At 35.9% G+C, this 20,290-nt stretch carries 22 protein-coding genes; 3 read left to right on the forward strand and 19 right to left on the reverse strand.

Annotated features, from left to right (window positions below; all coding sequences use genetic code 11):
* Positions 1–4: 4 nt before the first annotated feature.
* From hypF to H964_RS05505, 9 genes are read right to left on the reverse strand one after another with little or no spacing between them, the layout of a single operon-like run.
* A complete protein-coding gene (hypF, locus tag H964_RS05465) occupies positions 5–2,272 on the reverse strand; it encodes a carbamoyltransferase HypF (protein WP_039765471.1) in 2,268 nt (755 codons plus the stop codon).
* A gap of 13 nt (positions 2,273–2,285) precedes the next feature.
* Positions 2,286–2,951: a hydrogenase nickel incorporation protein HypB gene (hypB, locus tag H964_RS05470; protein ID WP_039765474.1), complete on the reverse strand. Its 666-nt coding sequence runs from the start codon at positions 2,949–2,951 to the stop codon at positions 2,286–2,288.
* The gene (hypA, locus tag H964_RS05475) at positions 2,941–3,294 is read right to left on the reverse strand and encodes a hydrogenase maturation nickel metallochaperone HypA (protein WP_039765476.1); all 354 of its coding nucleotides are present in this window, start codon (positions 3,292–3,294) and stop codon (positions 2,941–2,943) included. The genes hypB and hypA overlap by 11 nt, the downstream gene beginning before the upstream one ends.
* A 17-nt stretch (positions 3,295–3,311) precedes the next feature.
* Positions 3,312–3,698 (reverse strand): 4Fe-4S binding protein, encoded by a 387-nt coding sequence (locus H964_RS05480; RefSeq protein WP_039765502.1) that lies wholly within the window; start codon positions 3,696–3,698, stop codon positions 3,312–3,314.
* Between the two features lie 28 nt (positions 3,699–3,726).
* Positions 3,727–4,806 (reverse strand): hydrogenase large subunit, encoded by a 1,080-nt coding sequence (locus H964_RS05485; RefSeq protein ID WP_039765479.1) that lies wholly within the window; start codon positions 4,804–4,806, stop codon positions 3,727–3,729.
* A 7-nt stretch (positions 4,807–4,813) separates the two neighbouring features.
* Positions 4,814–5,185, reverse strand: coding sequence for an NADH-quinone oxidoreductase subunit C (locus H964_RS05490; protein ID WP_011917065.1), 372 nt, complete (start codon positions 5,183–5,185; stop codon positions 4,814–4,816).
* Positions 5,169–5,633 (reverse strand): NADH-quinone oxidoreductase subunit B family protein, encoded by a 465-nt coding sequence (locus H964_RS05495; protein ID WP_011917064.1) that lies wholly within the window; start codon positions 5,631–5,633, stop codon positions 5,169–5,171. The genes H964_RS05490 and H964_RS05495 overlap by 17 nt, the downstream gene beginning before the upstream one ends.
* Positions 5,634–5,655: 22 nt before the next feature.
* Positions 5,656–6,516 carry a respiratory chain complex I subunit 1 family protein gene (locus tag H964_RS05500; RefSeq protein ID WP_039765481.1) on the reverse strand — a complete coding sequence of 287 codons (861 nt, stop codon included), beginning with the start codon at positions 6,514–6,516 and terminating at the stop codon, positions 5,656–5,658.
* On the reverse strand, positions 6,513–8,423 hold the full coding sequence (locus H964_RS05505; protein WP_039765483.1) for an NADH-quinone oxidoreductase subunit 5 family protein: 1,911 nt from the start codon (positions 8,421–8,423) through the stop codon (positions 6,513–6,515). Before H964_RS05505 ends, H964_RS05500 begins: the two co-directional genes overlap by 4 nt.
* A gap of 165 nt (positions 8,424–8,588) precedes the next feature.
* On the opposite strand from H964_RS05505, the gene H964_RS05510 reads away from it, so the two are divergent.
* Positions 8,589–9,449 carry an HAD family hydrolase gene (locus H964_RS05510; protein WP_237738213.1) on the forward strand — a complete coding sequence of 287 codons (861 nt, stop codon included), beginning with the start codon at positions 8,589–8,591 and terminating at the stop codon, positions 9,447–9,449.
* 61 nt (positions 9,450–9,510) lie between these two features.
* Here H964_RS05510 and H964_RS05515 read toward each other — a convergent pair whose 3' ends face one another.
* Entirely contained in the window at positions 9,511–11,634 is a 2,124-nt protein-coding gene (locus H964_RS05515; protein ID WP_039765487.1) for an N-acetylmuramoyl-L-alanine amidase, read from the reverse strand.
* 160 nt (positions 11,635–11,794) lie between these two features.
* Between H964_RS05515 and argC the strand changes: the two genes are divergently transcribed.
* Positions 11,795–12,826, forward strand: a complete 1,032-nt coding sequence (gene argC / locus H964_RS05520) for an N-acetyl-gamma-glutamyl-phosphate reductase (protein ID WP_011917059.1) — start codon at positions 11,795–11,797, stop codon at positions 12,824–12,826.
* A gap of 30 nt (positions 12,827–12,856) precedes the next feature.
* Positions 12,857–13,738, forward strand: a complete 882-nt coding sequence (gene argB / locus H964_RS05525; RefSeq protein ID WP_011917058.1) for an acetylglutamate kinase — start codon at positions 12,857–12,859, stop codon at positions 13,736–13,738.
* A 59-nt stretch (positions 13,739–13,797) separates the two neighbouring features.
* Here argB and rlmH read toward each other — a convergent pair whose 3' ends face one another.
* From rlmH to H964_RS12105, 9 genes are all read right to left on the reverse strand, one after another.
* Positions 13,798–14,262: a 23S rRNA (pseudouridine(1915)-N(3))-methyltransferase RlmH gene (rlmH, locus tag H964_RS05530; RefSeq protein WP_039765491.1), complete on the reverse strand. Its 465-nt coding sequence runs from the start codon at positions 14,260–14,262 to the stop codon at positions 13,798–13,800.
* Positions 14,259–14,726 carry a low molecular weight protein arginine phosphatase gene (locus H964_RS05535; protein WP_011917056.1) on the reverse strand — a complete coding sequence of 156 codons (468 nt, stop codon included), beginning with the start codon at positions 14,724–14,726 and terminating at the stop codon, positions 14,259–14,261. Before H964_RS05535 ends, rlmH begins: the two co-directional genes overlap by 4 nt.
* On the reverse strand, positions 14,726–15,772 hold the full coding sequence (locus H964_RS05540; RefSeq protein ID WP_011917055.1) for an L-threonylcarbamoyladenylate synthase: 1,047 nt from the start codon (positions 15,770–15,772) through the stop codon (positions 14,726–14,728). The genes H964_RS05535 and H964_RS05540 overlap by 1 nt, the downstream gene beginning before the upstream one ends.
* Complete coding sequence (locus tag H964_RS05545) at positions 15,769–16,455, reverse strand: ZIP family metal transporter (protein ID WP_237738214.1); 687 nt, start codon at positions 16,453–16,455, stop codon at positions 15,769–15,771. The genes H964_RS05540 and H964_RS05545 overlap by 4 nt, the downstream gene beginning before the upstream one ends.
* A 123-nt stretch (positions 16,456–16,578) precedes the next feature.
* Positions 16,579–17,352 carry an OmpA family protein gene (locus tag H964_RS05550; RefSeq protein WP_039765495.1) on the reverse strand — a complete coding sequence of 258 codons (774 nt, stop codon included), beginning with the start codon at positions 17,350–17,352 and terminating at the stop codon, positions 16,579–16,581.
* A 5-nt stretch (positions 17,353–17,357) separates the two neighbouring features.
* Complete coding sequence (locus H964_RS05555; protein ID WP_011917052.1) at positions 17,358–18,155, reverse strand: flagellar motor protein; 798 nt, start codon at positions 18,153–18,155, stop codon at positions 17,358–17,360.
* Positions 18,156–18,216: 61 nt separating this feature from the next.
* Entirely contained in the window at positions 18,217–19,284 is a 1,068-nt protein-coding gene (gene prfA, locus H964_RS05560; protein WP_011917051.1) for a peptide chain release factor 1, read from the reverse strand.
* A gap of 24 nt (positions 19,285–19,308) precedes the next feature.
* Complete coding sequence (prmC, locus tag H964_RS05565) at positions 19,309–20,178, reverse strand: peptide chain release factor N(5)-glutamine methyltransferase (protein WP_039765498.1); 870 nt, start codon at positions 20,176–20,178, stop codon at positions 19,309–19,311.
* Positions 20,168–20,290: DUF1385 domain-containing protein (locus tag H964_RS12105; RefSeq protein WP_156823664.1), on the reverse strand; the 123-nt coding region annotated here is incomplete at its 5' end. The genes H964_RS12105 and prmC, both read right to left, overlap by 11 nt.

The following is a 20,290-nucleotide window of genomic DNA, read 5'->3' on the forward strand; positions in this document are numbered from 1 at the left end:
TCCTTTAACAGTTTTTTAACAATTGAAGAGTATAATATACTTGTCCAGCCGAAATTCCCCCGTCGTTAATCGGAAAGACAGTGTTAAAGAAAACTTTAAATCCTTCTTCCTCTAACAATGAGACTGTTTTGGAAAGTAATAACTTGTTTTGGAACACTCCTCCAGAAAGTACTACAATGTCTTTATTATAATTTTCTCTCAACACCTTTGCTACTTCAACAACTATTTTTGCAACTGTGTTGTGAAATTTAGCAGAAATTATTCTCCGGTTTATATTTCTTTTTATATCATGTATGATTTGTTGTAGTATATCCACAATATTTATCTCTATTTCATGTCTAAAATTCATAAGAAAAATATAAAACCCACTTTCATTGCTGTCAGCTATGCTTTCTAAAACCATAGGAATTTGAGCTTCAAAGCTATTTTTCTCTCCACAGCCTAAGAGTACTCCAACAATATCAAACAGCCTTCCCATGCTTGAGGTAAGAGGATAATTGAAAGTTTGTGCAGTCTTGAAAATTTGGTGCAAAAATTCGTTCTCACCGAAAAATCTTTCTGCAAACTTAGGGCTAATTATTTTGGAAAAATAGTATGCAAGACGGACCGGCTCTTTTATTGCCTTTTGGCCACCAACAAGAGGATAGTATTGTAAATGGAATACTCTTTTTGCCTCAAGTCCGTCAATCACAAACCCTTCAGAGCCCCAGATTTTGCCGTCAAGCCCTAAGCCTGTACCATCAAATGCAAATCCAATACAGCTTTGAAGATTTTTTTCAAGCATACAAGAGTAAATATGAGCCAAATGATGCTGGACGAATACAACCTCTTTGTTTTGATCTTTTGCTATTTTTTGGGCAAGAGAGGTGGTATAGTAGTCTTTATGATAATCACATGCTATATAATCAAAGTCAAAATCGTAAAGTGAAATCAAATCTATAAGACTGCCTTCGTAAAAATCAATGTACTCTTTTGTGTCAAGGTCACCAAGATACTGGCTCAAAATCACTTCATCTTCTTTTTTAAGTGCAATTGTTGTCTTCTCATGACCTCCAAGCGCAAGGATATTTTTGTCTACAGCCTTTTCTTTCAGTTTAAACGTAATGGGAGCAAAACCACGGCCTGACCTTATCAGCACAAATTTGTCTTTTAAAACAAAACCTACAGAATCATCGCAGCGTCTTACTATTTTTCTGTTGTGATACAAAACAAAGTCGGCAATGTCGCAAAGCTTTTCAAGTGCCTCATCTTCATCAATAATCATTGGAATTCCTGAAAGATTTGCTGAGGTTGCAATTAATAAATCTCTGTTTGTCTTTGTCAAAATGTAATCCAAAATAGGGGTATATGTTCTCATTATACCAAGTGTATGAAGACCAGCGTTTACATGCAGAAAATGGTCTGTCTTTCTTTCAAAAAGTATTATGGGACATCTTGGCGAGTTAAAAATTTCTTCTTCAGCTTCACTAACATTACAATACTTTTTAACAGTTTCAATGCTCTTGCACACAAGCGCTAATGGCTTTCCTTCTCGCTTTTTGCTTTGAAAAAGCCTTTCTACTACTTCTTTATTATAAGGGTCAACAACTAAATGAAATCCTCCAATTCCTTTTATCGCAATAATCTTCCCCTTCTCAATCTCATAACATACTCTGTCCAAAAGCTCTAAATTGCTACCGTCTATATGCTTTTTTTCTACAAATGAGTACAGAAAAAGGCGTGGACCACATACAGGGCATGTTGTTGACTGTGCGTTAAATCTTCTGTTATCTGGCGTATAATACTCTTTTTTGCAATCACAACAAAATTCAAACTCTTTCATTGACGTCCTGTCTCTGTCATATGGCAAAGATTCTATTATGGTATATCTTGGTCCGCAATTGATACAGCTTATAAACGGGTTCATAAAATGTCTGTGGCCTTTGTCATAAAATTCTCTTTTGCACTCTTCACAAAGACCCAAATCATAAGGCACTATTGTTGAGATTTTGCCTTTGCTACTGTCTAAGATATAAAAATCACTTTCATCAAAATTTGGTTCTATTTCATACTTCTCAATTGACTCAATTTTAGCATTCCTGGGCAATTTCTTTTCAATGTACTCATCAATCGCAGCAGTACTTTTAAGCTCACCTTGAAACTCTGCCAAAACGCCCTCGCCTATGTTTTTGACAAATCCAACAAGTCCCAAATCTTTTGCCAGGTTATAAATAAAGGGTCGGAAACCGACCCCTTGTACAAGCCCTCTGAAAATGTATCTATACCTTTTCATACTCATTTATCCCCTATTTTCGATTAAAGTATGAATTGAAGAGTTCTGAAAAATAGCTCTCAAGCTCAGTCAAACCCTCTAAAGTTTTAAATGAAACACCAAATAGTTTCAAATTATCACCTTTGATAGCTTTTAATCCTTTTATATACTTTTCCATGTCAAACCCGATAATCTCTACAACATCCATCTTCGACAAGACAACAACATCGCTACTTTCGAACATAATAGGATATTTATAAGGCTTATCATCACCCTCAGCAGCAGATGATACAACAACTCTCATGTTCTCGCCCAAGTCAAATGAAGATGGGCAAATCAGGTTGCCAATGTTTTCTATAAAAACAACAGTAGATTTTTTTAGATTCAAATTTAAAAGAGCTTCATTTATACTATCTGCAACCAAGTGACAAGCTCCGCCTGTGTTTATCTGTAGCACTTCAACTCCAAGTTTTGAAATCTCCTCAGCATCGATTGTTGAAGCAACATCACCTTCAATCACAGCTATATTGAATTTATCTTTGAATGTATTTATCATAGTTTTAATAAATGAGGTTTTGCCAGCACCTGGTGAACCCATCACATTTATCAAAAACCACTTATTTTCCTTTGCAAGCTTTCTGATATTGTCAGCTGAAAACTCATTTCTTTGTAAAATGTCTTTTATAACCTTAATTTCCATCTCCATCATCTACCTCTATAGATTCGATATAAAATTCTCTGCCATGCTCAGTGAGCTTACCTAAACTCTTGCATTTTGGACACAGAAAATCCTTTGTCCTCTCAAAAAGGCTTTGGCAAGAGTTGCAAAACAGTAAAGCCTTCTTTTGAACAATCTCCAGCTTGCTTCCCTCCAAAATGGTCCCCTTTGTCAAAATATCAAAGTAAAACTTTAATGACTCATCAATAATTCCGCTAAGTTCTCCAACAACAACTGTGATAGACAAAACCTTTTTAGGCTTTACTTCTTTTAGCTCGTCCTCAGCAATCTTAATTAGCTGCTGTGTGACAAAATATTCATGCATTTTTTAAGACCCTTCCTTTATTGGTTCCCAGCACCTGCAACCTTTGCCTCTTTTTCTTGTTCAAGCTGCTGTTCCTGCTGTTTTTGAATATAAAACTCCTTATAAGTCGTAGGTAGATTGAACTGCTCTTTTGAAATTAAGCATTTTTTGGGACAAGACTCAACACATACATTGCAAAGTACACATTTGTACTGGTTTAGCTGCCACATCTTTGCGTTTCTGTCAACTGTAATGGCATTTGCAGGGCACTTTCTCTGGCAAATACCACAAAAAATGCACTTGTCTATTTCAATCTCAAGACTTCCTCTTGTTCCTTTGAAAAATGGTCTTTTTTCCTTAGGATAAAGTCGTGTTGCAGGTTTTGAAAAAAGATTGTTTAATACATTTTGAAGCATCCCAAACATCTTTCCATCCATCCCTCTTTTTAGCTTTTTACCTTTCTGTACATGAAATACACGGGTCAATTGTCAAAACAAGCATTGGAACCTCTGCAAAATCAATACCTTGTAGCATTTTAACAAGTGCTGGAATGTTAGCAAAAGTTGGTGTTCTTATTCTGAGCCTCTCTAAATTTTTTGTTCCGTTTGCTTTGATATAGTAAACATCCTCGCCTCTTGGCTGCTCAACCCTTGATATTATCTCACCGTTTGGAAAACCTTTCACAGGTGTTGATATCTCACCTTCTGGCATCTTTGAGATTGCCTGCCTTATAAGGTCTATTGACTGATAACACTCTCTGAGCCTTACTTTTAGTCTTGCGTAGCAATCTCCATCATACTCAACAACAGGTTCAAAATCAAGCGCGCCATATGCAGCATATCCTGTTGTTCTCAGATCCATATTGATTCCGCTTGCCCTTGCCATTGGTCCAACACAGCCAAGTTCATACGCTTCTTCTTTTGAAAGCACACCCACTCCCACAAGTCTTTTCTTGACCGTGTAATCATTCAAAAACGCACCTTCAATTCTCTTGAGCTCTTCTTCTAATTTTGCAAGGTTGTCTAAGATGAATTTTTGCTTTTCTTCGTCTATATCACGCCTTACACCGCCAATGATGTTTGTTGAGATTATAACCCTTGACCCTGCAGTTGCCTCCATCAGGTCCATTACAAGCTCTCTATTTCGCCAGCACTGCATAAACAGGCTTTCAAATCCGAACGCATCTGCCAAAAGTCCAAGCCACAAATGATGGCTGTGAAGCCTATGAAGCTCCGCCCAAATTACACGTAAATATTTAGCTCTTTCTGGAACTTCAACCCCCATCAACTCTTCAATCCCTTGGCAGTACGCAAGTGCCTGCTGGAAAGAACAAATTCCACAAACCCTTTCAACCACGTATATGTTCTGATTAATATCCTTTTCTTCAGCAAGCTTTTCAAGTCCTCTATGAACATACCCAATTGCAGGGATTGCCTCTACAACCTTTTCATCTTCTAACACAAGCCTCAGCTGAAGCGGTTCTGGCAATACAGGATGCTGTGGTCCAAACGGCACTATTGTCCTTTTACCCAAAGCTTTCTTACTCCCCTTTCTTGACCTTCACAACTGGCTTTTTACGCATAGGACTGTCAAGCTCATCTGTTATCATGAACTTTCCTTCATAGTCAATGAGAAGATTTTCAAAGTCTATGCCAAACAAATCCTTGATTTCATTTTCAACAAATACTGCAGCAAAATAGATATCTGAAATAGACGGCATCTTCTCGTCATTTTCTATTGTGACTCTCAAGTTTTTAAGTTCATAGTCCTTGTCAAAGTGATATATTATATCAAACCTGCCATCTCCCAAATCAACACAAGTTGCTGTGACAAACCTGTGCCCGCTTGATTTTAGTTCAAATACCTCTTTTCTCAAATCCTCTTTTTGTATCTCTTTAAGATTTTGCAGCATTCAAAATCTCACCCTTTTTCATATTCTTTTTCTTTTCCTCTAATATCTCAGCAGCTTTTAAAATCCCTTCCATAATAGCTTCAGGCCGGGGTGCACAACCTGGAACATACACATCAACTGGAATGACTGTGTCCGCTCCGCCCAAAGTGTTGTAGCATTCCTTGAAAATTCCACCTGAACACGCACAAGCTCCAATTGCCACAACTGCTTTCGGGTGTGGCATCTGATCGTATATATTTTTTAAAACCCTTGCATTTCTGTGGTTCACAGAACCAGACACAACAAGTATATCTGCATGTTTTGGATTTCCTACATTTATAATTCCAAACCTCTCAACATCGTATACTGGAGTAAGTGTTGATAAAATCTCTATATCACAGCCGTTACAGCTGTTACAATCATAGTGAATAATCCATGGCGATTTTTTCAACGCTTTCCTGAAAATCACTCTTTACCCCACCTTTATTTTTTTATAATACCCTGTATTTTATGTATACCCAAATTAGATTGACCAAAGCAAGCCCCAAAGCCATCGACCATGTAAGTCTTAGCATTATCTTCCATGTAAGTCTTGCTGAGATATTGTCAATCAAAATCTCTAAAAAGTAGCCCAAAAGCATTGCAATGATTGCAACTACTATGTTTTTTGCAAAGAACAAGCCTATGAAAAGAAGCAAAAGTACAAGTTCATACCAGTGGCCAAGTTCAATCAGGCCCAAAATAGGTCCTGCAAACTCTGTTGTGATACCTTTTACAATCTCCTGATGCGCATGGTGCGATGTTGACAAATCAAATGGAGATTTTCTAAGCTTTATTGTCAGTACATAGGTAAATGCAATGAATATAAATGGAAGCTCAAATATCAAAAAGTTGTTATGCTTTATCACATCATCTATTTTAAAGCTGCCTGTAACAAAATAAATTCCAATTATCATAGCAATTAAAACTGGCTCATATGCAAGCACAGAAATTAACTCTCTGTGAGCACCAATTCGTGAATAAGGAGAGTTTGTTGACATTGCTCCCAAAATTAGTGCTGTGACAGCAAACGCAAGTACAAATAAAATCAAAAGCAAATCCATCTTTAAAACAAACATAACAAGCGCAACCATGTTAAAGACTAAGAACAAAAATGCATAGAGAATCTGTGTACTTGAAACAACTATAGTCTCTTTTGAAAACAGCTTGAACAAATCATAAAATGGCTGCAAAATTGGTGGTCCAAACCTGTTTTGCATACGCGCAGTAATTTTTCTATCAATACCTGTCAAAATTCCACCAATGATTGGTGCTATTATTATTGTGAGTAAAACCAGAGCAATTTCCTTCACTTTAATATCACCCCAAACATTATAGCAATTAATGCGACTGAGATAATATTTGAAATTAATGTGATGTTGCTTTCTTTTATTAATGTCTCAAAGTAATAGTTTTTAAATTCAAGCTCTACAGACTCATCTTTTTCTGCTCTAAAGCTAAAGTTGTCATCATTCTCACACGACATATAAACATTGACATATCTTTTTGGCCTTAAAAGTGTGTAGAGTATTACTCCAACTACAACTGCCAAAGCAAGTATCCCAAAGAAAACAAAGGGGTTGAATCCAAAGAAATCTTTTATATACAAATCTTTAAGAGCTCTGCTACTAACTCCCGAATACCTCGCAAAAGACGACTTGAAAAATGGCACAACAAACGCGTTTGTAAACTGTGTCATAAACACACTCACAAGTATTACAAGTATTGATATAGTAATCAATGGAAGGTGTCTCAAACCTTCAAAAATTTCAATCCTTTTTGTATCTTTCCCATCTGAGAGAATCTTTCCAATAAACTTTGTCCAGAACACAACTGTAAATGCACTTCCAAGTATTATCTCAAGCATGGCAACAATGTTCTGGGTTGAAACTTCTATTGCAATCCACTTTGTAATCAAAACACCAAAGGGCGGAAGTAGCATAGACACACTTCCCAAAAGGGTAAGAAAAGCTACTATCGGCATTTTATATTTAATACCATCCATATCTTCTACATTACGTGAGCCAATGCCCTGTTCAATTGAACCAACACATAAGAACAAGAGCGCCTTTGACACACCATGTAGTACAATTAAAAGTGCTGCTGCATAGATTGAATATACATTTGCAACAGATGACAGTGCAATTATAAGCCCTAAATTTGAAATTGTTGAGTATGCCAAAATCCTCTTTGCATTTGTCTGAAATATTGCCAAAAGTGCTGCCGCGACAAATGTAAACGCACCTAAAATGGCAACTATATTTGACAGCCACGAATCAATGTAAACAGGCGATAATCTCAAAATCAGATAAACTCCTGCTTTTACCATTGTGCTTGAATGCAAAAGCGCAGACACTGGTGTTGGTGCTACCATCGCGCCCAAAAGCCAGCTTTGGAACGGAAACTGTGCTGACTTTGTAAAACCTGCCAATGCTAAAAACGCAATTGGTATCATCAATATACTGCTATCTTGAGACCTTATAATTTCACTCAAAGCAATAGCCTCAGATTTATAGTACATAAATATTATACCTACTACAAAAGAAAGCCCGCCAAGGGAGTTTAACAAAAGCGCCCTTGTTGCATTCTTGATACTTTGTTCATTTCCATCATGTGAGATTAGCAAGAAAGAGCAAAGTGTTGTAATCTCCCAGAAAAAGTACACCCACAAGATGTTGTTTGACAAAACAAGCCCGTTCATAGCACCTAAAAAGAGCATTATTACTGCAAAAAATATGTTTTGCTTACTTTTCTCAAGGTGCAGATGTTTTTCATGCTCCTCCATATATGAAAGGGCAAATATACTAATCAATGGGCCTATTACATTTATCAGCATAAGCATTATAAATGTCAGGTGGTCAACATAAAAGACATTTTCAACCTCTAATTTTCCTGCCCTAAATTCAAATACAAACATCAGAACAAATTGCAGAGCTGCAAGAAGGCTTATGAGGTTATTTTTTAGCTTTAGACCTATCAAGAATATTACAGCAAGTAAGAAATAATCAGCAAATGTTATTAAATACTCCAAAGCAAAATTTAATGCATGAGAAAGTTTTACTTCTTTGTCACCCTGTAAAATGGCAAATACCATCAGCACAACCAGTACAGCAGACATTAAAAAAACAATAGCCTTTCTAAACGTGCTATTGTTAAATAGGTAAATCAAACCTGCAACTATGATTGGTATAAATATTAGCGATAAATAGATGTACTCCATATGTCCAATATTGCCCCTTTCTCTTTGTGATGATAAACTATTGCTATTAAGATTATAACACATTCTCGTGGTCTTGTATACAGTATGCAAAAGTTAATTTGTTAACAAAGTTCAGAATAGAAGAAAGCTTCTATCTCTTTTTTGTTCAACATTTCTGGTAAGAAGGTGATAAGGTTGATAAAATTGGCTGCAATCGACATAGACGGAACTCTTTTAGACGATAGTGGCAATATCCCTGAAAATAATATTAAAGCCTTGAAAAAAGCCTCAATGGAATACAGCGTTGAGATAGTTTTATGTACAGGAAGAGGGGCTTCTGCATTTGATATTGCTAAAAAGCTTGAAATTCCTTGCCATTTAATATCAGCAAATGGAGTCTATGTCTTTGATGATATGTTTTCTGAGCCCATTATAAAAAACTATCTAAAAGAGAATGCAAAGATAGAAATTTTGAGCTTTTTAGAGCAAAATCACCTTGATGTCGATTACTATATAGTTTTAGGATTTGAAGAGGATTTTCATATGATATACAAACTGAGAGAGTCTTATGATACATATTTTTTAAACTTTGTAAAAGGAAGAGAGCTTTTCAAACCAACATATCCCAAAAAGAATCTTCTTGATTTTGTAAAATTTCCAATTAGTCACATTGGGATTGTTGGAAGGTATGAAAAGTTGAAACACTTAGCAAATATTTTGAAAAATCTCAGTAGCAGCATAAATATTATTTTGTATTATGCCTCTGACAACAAGAACTATGGGTTTTTAGAAATCCTTGATATTAACTCCTCTAAAGAAAAAGCACTTTCAAAGCTTTTAAGAATAAAAATGATAAGCCCAGAAAATCTTCTTGCAATTGGCGACAATTTTAATGACATTGGAATGTTTAAGCTCGCACAAATAAGCGTTGCAGTTGCAAATGCACATGATGAGGTGAAAAGATTTGCAAAATTTGTAACATATGCTACAAACAATCAGGGTGCAGTTGCAGAAGCTTTTGAAAGATTTATATTTGGCCAAAAGTAGCCTTAAAACAAAAAGGCTGGCATTTTGCGTACCAGTCTTTTACGGACCAGCCTTTTTGCTTTTATTTTCTATAGTTTGTATTTATAAACTCCACAGCACCAGCTATAGCCTTTGCAACTGCATCTTTGAAAGAATCACTCAAAAGAAGATTTAAATCATCTTGATTTGTACCAAATGCAACCTCAACTAAAACTGCTGGCATATTTGATGTCTTTAAAACAACCAGATTTGGCCTTTCTACAATTCCTTTGTTTTGCGTTCCCACTTCTTTAATTATATAATCCAACACAATCTGTGCAAATTGCTTGTCTGAGATAAAACTATTTAAATTCTTTTCCTTGTACAAGACCATTGTGCCACGGGTTTGAGGATTGTCTACTGCATTGTTGTGAATGGATATAAATAGGTCAACATTTAAGCTATTTGCCACCTTTGTTCTGTCATAAAGGTCAACAAATTTGTCTGTCTCTCGCGACATGTAAACCTCATACCCAAGGCTCTTGAGCTTCTCTTTAAGCTTTAATGCTATATCCAAGTTAAAATCCTTTTCGTGGTATGTTACCTTCTTGCCATTTACAATTTTTGTATAAATGGCTCCTGGGTCAGACCCGCCATGCCCGGGGTCGATAAAGATTTTAAGTTTATTTTTAGGCTTTGGTTTTTGTGAAAAACCAATTATGATATTTTTATCACCTTTAGTAACTGAAGCTATGTAGTCAGGATTGACTACAATAGTTATTATACACCCATCATCTTGATAAACTGAATATACACTTGTTACAATTGTACCTTTTAGGCTATAGACATCATCTGAGATTGTAATTGGACTTCTGCTTCCTATCTTTATTACATTGGTGGTACTGTCATATGTATAGCTTATATCAGATACAAAAGGAGAGCTTATAACAAGTCCATTTCTCTGATAAAGTTTCATATTACCATATTGATTTGCAAAGACAACTTCCAACTTGTTACCAAGTTTATTTAGGATAAATATCTTTGCTTTTGTAGAAAATATAACCTGTGCACTGTTCTGGTCAACATTTGTCAGAACATAGTAATCTAATATTCCATCATTTACCTGGAAAAGGCTTCCATTGTCAAGATTAAACTGAGCACCTTTTAGGCTAAGGACTACAAAAGACTCATCTGCCCTGTAAATTTCACTTACAACTGTTGGGAGGATATCCATCTCTGCCACAGTAAATTCATCAGAGCTTGTAATATTAACCTTCTGAATCCTATATGGATTGTAAGACTCTTGAGCTGGAGCTGTGCCAATTTCTTGGCTATTGTTACCTGGACTATTTATACTACTGCTACTGTCTATATTCGTCTTATTTTCGACAGTTTTTGGCAAATCAATCTCGAGTTTTATTTGACTATCAACTTTACTAACCTTATAGCTTTTGATCAGACCTGCGTCATAGTCAATAACAACCCTTGAAAATGGCTCCCCGGTTGAGGTTTTATTAAGAGCATGTCTTATTCTTAAAATTCCACCTTTGCCAACCTGAATTACATTGTTCTCTAAATTATCAACTGTATTTAAAATATCAATTACTATTCTGTCTGGATTTGATAACTTGTAATCTTTGTAGATAGCAGGTTTTGAAGTACTTATTAGCAAAGTAAATTTACTGCTTTCAATTGAATACTTCAAATCAGAAAGATAAATAGTTTCTGCTCCAGTTTTTCGAACATCCCCACGCGATGCCAAAGTTTTTGACGAAGAAGCGTTTTTCTGGGTATTACTGGTTAAAGTTCTTTTTGACGTTAATTTAATGACCTTTTTTGTCTTATCTTCCTGATAGGAATACTTGAAAATTGAAGCTATGTCTTTTCCTAATATGTATGACTTCCCACTTTTAATAAAAGTCTTTCCTAAAAGAGTTTTCTTTGTTTTATTGTAATAGTAGTAGGTTTTGTCAATGTAAAACTCGTATGTATCCTTAGATTTTTTAGCGGTAACCTTTTTGGCTTTCGAGTCATAGGAGACAGCAAACCCTTTATACCTGAAAAAGTCTGCCAAAGCAAGGTAGACAGTTTTGTTATACTCCAAAATCTTGACAGAACCTACCTGCTTGCCATCTACAAAGAGCTTATAAGATGTGGCTGCAAAAACTGAGATAAGAAGTAATGAGAAAACTACAACGGTTGCTACTATTCTCTTTATTTTTTTCACTACAACCTACCCCGCAAAAAATGTCATTTATAGTTATATAATATCCTACCTTGTCGAATAAATCAATTTAAATATTTGGTAGAATACTATTGTATTTTTATACACACTGATGTATAATTATTTGTATAGCTAAAGTCACATTTTGAGGAGATGAACAAAGTTGATAAAGGCATCAATCATTGGAGCATCAGGGTATGTTGGAATCGAGCTAATAAGGCTTTTACTAAAACATCCAGAGGTAGAAATCTCATCGATTATTTCGTCAAGTAATAAAGATATTTCCATTGAAAATACAAATCCACAGTTCAAAAAGATTTTGAATCTGACATTTAAAGAGTTTGATATTGATTTGGTCAAAGAAGCAGATGTAGTTTTCTGCGCTTTGCCACATGGTGTGTCACAAGAATACGTAAAAGTGGCATATGACCTTGGAAAGGTTGTAATTGACCTGAGTAGCGATTTTAGATACAAGGACCTTACTCGATACTCAAAAGACTATGGCAATCATAAATACCCAGAACTTTTAAATGAAAGTAGCTATGGGCTTTGTGAGATATTCAGGGAAGAGATTAAATCTTCAAAGATAGTTGGAAACCCGGGTTGCTATCCTACCAGCGCTATTTTAGGCTTGGCTCCACTTTTGAAAAATAAGCTTATCCAAAAAGACAGTATCATAATTGACTCAAAATCAGGTGTTTCTGGTGCTGGGAAAAAGGCAGACTTTGCTTATAGCTTTTGTGAAGTTGATGAGAATTTTAAAGCATATGGGGTTGCCAAACACAGACATACAAGTGAGATAGAAGAAAAATGCAGTTTTCTTTTTGGTGAAGATCTGAATCTCTCATTTACGCCTCATCTTTTGCCTGTAAAAAGAGGAATTTTGTCAACCATATATGCAACCTTCACAAAGAGTTTGAATAAAAATGAACTGATTGAGATTTACAAGGAGTTTTACAGGGATGAATTTTTCATAAGGATATATGAAGATAGCCTGCCAGAGTTAAAGTATGTCACAGGGACAAACTTTGTTGACATTGGTCTTGAGGTTGATAAAAAAACAAATAGAGTAATTGTAATCTCCTGTATTGACAATTTAATTAAAGGTGCCGCTGGCCAGGCAATACAGAACATGAATATTAAATTTTCCTTAAATGAAAAAACAGGACTTGTGATAGTTGGAGAGTATTTTTAAAAAAACTTTGTTAGTGGAGGATTGCTAAGTATGTATGAAGAGATGGACAAATTAATTGAAAAAGCAAGTATTTTGATAGAGGCTCTTCCATATATTCAAAAGCTCTATGGCAAGACAGTTGTAATAAAGTATGGCGGAAATGCAATGATAAATGATAAGCTCAAAAACTGGGTTATGGAAGATATCACACTTTTAAAATACATCGGTGTCAACCCAATTGTTGTCCACGGTGGCGGACCTGAGATAAATTCTGTGTTAAAAAAGCTAAATGTTGAAAGCCAATTTGTAAATGGTCTTAGAGTTACAGATATGCAGACAATGGAAGTTGCTCAGATGGTTTTGGTTGGAAAGACAAACAAAGAACTTGTCTCAATGCTTAATCAAAAAGGCGGAAAAGCAATAGGTATCTGTGGTATTGATGGAAATCTGATTCAGGCAAGAAAGCACTATGAGATTGTAAATGGAGAAAAAGTAGATTTAGGGTATGTTGGTGAGGTTGTGTCAATCAATGCAAAGGTTTTGGAAATGCTTGCAAAAGATGAGTACATACCAGTTGTTGCACCAATTGGCGTTGGTGAGGATGGCACAAGTTATAATATAAATGCGGATACTGTTGCTGCTGAGATTGCAAAGGCAATAAAAGCCGAAAAGCTCATGTTCATGACAGATGTTGAAGGGCTAAAATATGACAAAAACAGTTCAGAGATAATCTCAGCAATTAGTGCTGATGAGGTTTTAAAAATGATTGATGAAGGAAAGATTGACGGCGGAATGATTCCAAAGGTTTTGGGCTGTATTGACGCTCTAAAGCATGGGGTTAATCGTACTCATATTCTTGATGGAAGAATTCCACATTGCATCTTGCTTGAGATATTTACCGACAAGGGAATTGGGACAATGATACATTTGTAATAAATTATTTTAACTTGCTGACAAAATAGTTTAGGCTGCTTTAAAATGAGCAGCCTACTTTACTTATGGTATTTTATTCCTTTAATAATTGTAAATCCTCTATATATCTGTTCATACACAAGAATCCTAAAAAGCTGATGAGGGAAAGTAAGCTTGGAAAATGAAATTAGTAAATTTGCCCTCTTTTTTATAGCATCTGAAAGCCCATTTGAGCCTCCTATTACAAATACTATCTCCTCTCCTTTTGAGACTTTTTTATCTAACAATTCTGCAAATTCTTCAGAGCTTAGCTGAGTCCCATTTATATCAAACACTACTACATACTGGCCTTCTTTTATGTGTTTTAGTATCCTTTCAGCCTCTTTTTTTAAAAGCATCTCAACGTTTCGGTATTTGTTCTCATCCTCTTCTTTTATTTCAATTTCCTCAATTTTTGTCCATCTTGAAAGTCGTTTTTTATACTCCTCTGCGGCCTCTTTAAAATACCTTTCTTTTATTGTCCCAACGCAGATTACCTTTATCATATGTCATCCACTTTCGACAAGAGTTTGTCAATCAGGTCATTTAGTTCATCTCTGCACTTTCTGTACTTGTCATCGTCTCCACCGTAAGGGTCAACTACATCAAGATTTTCTTTGCTATCTAATACATACTCTTTTAGAGTAAAGACTTTGTCCATTACACCAGGATACATATTGATTATTGCTTCTTTATGATATTTTTCCATTGTCAAAATTAAATTGCTTTCCTTTATCATATCTTCATTAATCAGCCTTGATACATGAGAAGAAATGTCAATCCCAAGCTCGTTCATAACCAATACAGCGTTCTTTGATGCTTTTTGTGGAAAAAAAGCAGACAAGCCCGCCGATTCAACCTCAATATCATCTATGTTCATTTTTTTCAGTTTATCTTTCAAAAGATATTCAGCCATGGGACTCCTACACGTATTGCCTGTGCACACAAAAAGTATCTTTTTCTTGCTCATCACAACACCTCAATCACATTGTTTGCTGATGCTTTAAAAAGCCTATTTTCAAGCGCAAGATATTCTATTCCAAATTCTCCCCATTCGCAGATGATATAATCAACACCAAGGTGGTTAAACCTTCTTAAGGCAGAAAATAAGTTTTTTCCACATTCTTTATAGTCAAACATACTACCTAATACGATTTTGTATTGAGATTCAAAATTGTGAGACGTCTCATAAAAGCAAAGTATACCAACTTTGTATCCTTTTATTTCTAAATCCTTTTTTATCTCATTTATCTTATCTATTCTTTTGTGAATTTTTCCCTTGACAACTATCATCTTTGCGTCTGGTGCATAGTGCTTGTACTTCATACCTGGTGCCTTAGGCACAGATAGAATATTTCCAGCTAAAATTGAAGGGTCATATTCAATATCCTCCAAAATTTCTTTCAAAATCGAAAAAGGCACTGCACCTGGACGCAATATATATGGCTTTGAGCTACTCAAATCGATCACTGTTGACTCAAGCCCAAAAGAGCACTTACCACCGTCAATAATCACATCAACCTTGCCAAAAAGATCTTCTATCACATGCTGAGCTTCTGTTGGACTTGGCTTTCCTGATACATTTGCAGACGGTGCCGCAACTGGCACACCCGCTAACTCAATCAGCTCAAGTGCAATTTTATTGTTCGGCATCCGGATACCAACAGTGTTAAGGCCTGCTGTTACATTGTCCGGTATACATTCTTTCTTAGGAAGAACAATTGTAAGAGGTCCTGGCCAAAATTTCTCTATTAGCTTGTAAACTCTTTCATCAGTAACCTTTGCACACATATCCAACATTTTTTTTGATGATATGTGTACAATTAAAGGATTATCTTGCGGCCTTCCTTTTGCAACAAAAATCTTGTCAACCGCTTCTTTTAAAAGTGCATTTGCGCCAAGCCCATAAACAGTCTCGGTGGGAAATGCAACCAGACCACCTTCTTTTAAAATTTGAGCCGCCTTTGAAAGCTTATTGTAATCTATCTTTCCTTTAGCATCAATTATCATAGTCACAGCTCTAACCACTCCAATAACAGTAATGCAAAGACTATTCCAATCATATTAGAAACTGCACAAATTTTAAAATCCTCTTTTCGACTATACTCTGGTATCATCTCGCTCATGACAACATAGAGCATTGCGCCTGCAGCTGCCATAAGACAGCCTGCCATCAAAAGCCTGGTAATAGAGCTTAATAAGCTTCCTATCAAGCAACCAACCCCGGTAGGAATTCCAGATAAAAAGGCAATTTTAAGTATGTCAATATTTCTTCTTTTTGCAATCTTAAATGGCACAGCAAGCGCAAAACCCTCAGGTATATCGTGAATAATTATCATAATCCCAACTAAAATTCCAAATCTATGGTTGAAGGTAAAGCTGCTGCCTATTGCTAAGCCTTCTGGAAAGTTATGAAGAGCAATCCCAATCGAAATTAAAAACCCGCTCTTTATATATCGATTTTCTGCAAAAATTGGACTTGTATTCAAATATCTTTCAATTACTCCAATTGCTATATATGAAATAATTAAAACTGCTATGCTAGGCAGCAAGCTTGAAAGACTTATTGCCTCAGGAATAAGTCCAAAACTAATAAGACCTAACATTAGTCCTGATGTAAAGCCTATCAAAATGTCAATTACCTTTTCATTCTCAAGGGGCAAAAATAAAGTAAAAACTGCACCAATACATGCGCCCAATATTCCACATAAAAAAGCAAACAGGTTGAAAGTTATATAACTCATTACATTTTTAGAGTGATGAATGTTCATTTAAATATTATGACAAAGTTCAAATCTTTATAAACAAAAAATACAAAATATTTACCTTGCCGGCTCTGCTTTGCTGTAAACAGTTCTTAAAATCACAATGGTAACTCTTCTGTTAAGAGCTCTTCCCTGAGGTGTTTTGTTTGATGCAATTGGCCTATATTCACCATATCCCACAACAGAAAATCTTTCTGGTTTTACTTTCGAAACTCTTAGAATTTCTTGTAAAACAGTAGTCGCTCTTGCAGTTGAAAGCTCCCAGTTTGAATAAAAGTACTTGTTATGAATGGGAACATTGTCTGTGTGCCCCTCAATTCTTATATCATTATTGGGAACTTTTTCTAAAATTTTGGCGATTTCATGCACAACTTCTTTTGCCTGAGGCGTCAGCTGCGCAGAGCCACTGTTAAAGAGAACATCTTTAAGTAATATTGACAGTCCTCTTTCTTCCTGTATCACAAGCACTTTGCCTTCAATACCATGTTCCTTAATAAGGCTCAAAACCTGCTTTTGGATATCATTTATAATCTCTTCTTCAGTCATTTGTCTATTTTTGGTTGTTCCACCAATGTCAGTATTTGTCCCTTTTACATTCTTTCCTGAAAGTCCTTCCAAAATAGAGGGACCAGAATTTTCAAAGATATAAGCAGTACCTTTTAATACAGATGTCAGCGATTCTGTAAAGTTTTTGTATTTATCTATATCAATTTTGCTCATTGAATAAAGGACCACAAAATAAATTAGCAAAAGTGTAATCAAGTCTGAATAAGTAATAAGCCATCGTTCATGATTTTCTTTTTCTGGTTCCTCAACTCTTCTCCTTCCCATCTATATCAACCCCCAATTGTAGCGCTTGCAGCCTCTCCAGCTTGCCTTTCTTGCTGCTTGCCTTCTGGGAGAATTCCACCTATTTTCTCTCTCAGTATTCTGGGATTTTCCCCTGCTTGGATTGATAAAAGTCCTTCCACAATAATTTCATTTAACATCTTTTCTTGTTTTGCTTTTGTCTTAATCTTTTTACCAAAGTTAAGCCATACAAGATTTGCAAAGGAAACTCCGTATAAAGTAGCAACAAAAGCAACAGCTATTGCTGGTGCAACTTCGTCAGGATTTGATATGTTGCTCAAAACCGAAATTAGCCCCATTACAGTACCAATAATACCCATTGTAGGCGAATAACCACCTGCTGCTTCAAAAACCTCTGCTGCAGCTCTTAGCTCATTTTCTGCAAGATATACCTCTCTATCTAAAATGTCCCTTATGACCTCACCTTCAATTCCATCAACAACCAACCCCAAACCCTTTTTCAAAAGAGGATTTTGGATATTGGGAATTTCTTGCTCAAGAGCTAAAAGCCCTTCTTTTCGTGCCCTGTCAGATAGCTGCACGAGCTGTTCCACAATCCCCGAAAAGTCTATCTTCTTGTCCATAAACACCATTTTCAGATGCTTTATTGCAAGCTTTATCTCAGACATTGGAAATGAAACCAACACAGCTGCAATTGTCCCTCCAAACACGATCATCGCAGCAGAAATCTGCAAAAGCTTTGCTGGATTACCTTTTTCAATTATAAATGCAGTCAAAAGTGAACCAAAGCCCAAAATAAGCCCGCCAATTGACAATATATCCATCTTTCTTCATCATCCCTTTTTTTGAAATTTTGCACATACTATCATATTTATTATCGGCACCTTAGCCAACCTCTTTTAATCTCTCTGTCTGAAAATGTGTTATGAGTGCATCAATTATCTCGTCAAGGTCACCGTCTAAAACTTGCTCAAGCTTATAAAGTGTTAGCCCTATCCTATGATCTGTCACACGACCTTGAGGAAAGTTGTAAGTGCGGATTCGTTCGCTTCTATCACCTGTTCCAACCTGGCTTCGCCTCTGTGACTCTATCTCCTTTTGCTGCAAGGACTGATAATAGTCATAAAGCCTCGCTCTTAAAATTTTCATAGCTCTGTCCCTGTTTGCATGCTGCGATCTCTCATCTTGACAGGATACAACAATTCCTGTAGGTTTGTGAGTTATTCTTACAGCAGATTCTGTTTTGTTTACATGCTGACCACCTGCACCACCTGCTCTAAATGTCTCAATCTCAAGGTCCTCTTCTCTTATCTCAACCTCAACATCCTCAACTTCAGGAAGTACTGCCACAGTTGCTGTGGATGTATGGATTCTTCCACCTGACTCTGTAACTGGTACTCTTTGGACTCTGTGAACACCACTTTCGTATTTTAGCCTACTGTATGCGCCTTTGCCACTTATCATAAATATGACTTCTTTAAAACCGTCAAGATCACTTTCACTTGTTGACATCACTTCAACCTTCCAATTCTTCCTCTCAGCATACCTTGAATACATCCTAAAAAGCTCTGCAGCAAAAAGTGCTGCTTCCTCGCCACCTGCCCCTGCCCTTATCTCCATTATAACATTTTTTTCGTCGTTTGGGTCCTTGGGCAAAAGTAAAATTTTCAGCTCTCTTTCCACTATCTCTTTTTGTTCTTTTGCTTGATTTAACTCTTCTTTTACAAGCTTTTCAAAATCTTCATCAAGATTTGTATCTAAAAGCTCTTCAGCTTCTTCAATTGTCTTTATTATCCTTTTGTACTCTCTGAACTTTTCAACAATTGGTTGTAAGTTGCTGTGCTCTTTCATAAGCTTTTGCCACTCTTGATTGTTATTGATTATCTCAGGATCTGAGATCTTCTTTTCAAGCTCTAAATATTTTTCCTCAATTACCTGAAGTTTTTCTATCATCAAATCACCCCTACTGTTATATTTTTACCCCAAAGTTGCATATACACATCTTTCTATATTATTCAAATCATTCTTCGATTTTATATCAACATACCCTAAATCCTTCAAAATCTTTTTCACATGCTGGGATTGCCTATACCCTACCTCAAAAATAATATACCCGCCTTTTTTCAAATATTGCCTGGCATTTTTAGCAATCTCTTGAAAGTAGTACAGCCCATTTTCTTTTGAGAATAAGGCTTGTTTTGGTTCCTTTAAAACTCTTTTATCAAGCATTGAAATCTCATTCTCAGATATATAAGGTGGATTACTAAAGATTGCATCAAACTTGAGCGAAGGTGGAATGTTTTCAAATAAATTGCTTTTTACAAAATGAATTTTATCAAAAACACCATTTAATTTGGCATTCTTTTCAGCAACCCTTAAAGCATTTTCTGAGATATCCACTGCAATGACCTTGCAATCTAAAAATTTACAAAGAGCAATTGCAATACAGCCACTCCCTGTCCCTATATCTAAAAAATTAAGGTTTTCTTTTCTGTTAAAAAGCTCAATTGCAACTTCTATCAATGTTTCTGTGTCAAAACGTGGAATTAAAACATTCTCATCAACATAAAACTCAAGCCCCATAAAATATGCTTTGTTTGTACAATACTGAAGAGGAAAATCCATCGTGTATTTTTTTGCTGCAGAAATTATTCTTTGAGAATCCTCTTCTTCAATTGTCAAATTCTTTTCTAATATAGCCAGAGTTTTGTCAATGTTTAGTATCTGAGAAACCAGCAAGATAGCAATCCGTTTGTAATCCTCGCCATTTTCAGCGCAGTAATCCTTTAAAATATTCCTTACCTCTTCTAAAACACTACCCAGTTTCTTGTTTTTGCTACCATTCATCTAAGCTTTTATCCTCCGGAATGACCTCTTTTAATGCTTCAATTGCAACCTCTATCTGCTTTTCATCAGGCTCTCTTGTTGTTATGTTCTGAAGCCAAAGCCCAGGGTATGA

The organism is Caldicellulosiruptor sp. F32, assembly GCF_000404025.1.
Taxonomy (GTDB): Bacteria; Bacillota; Thermoanaerobacteria; order Caldicellulosiruptorales; family Caldicellulosiruptoraceae; genus Caldicellulosiruptor; species Caldicellulosiruptor saccharolyticus.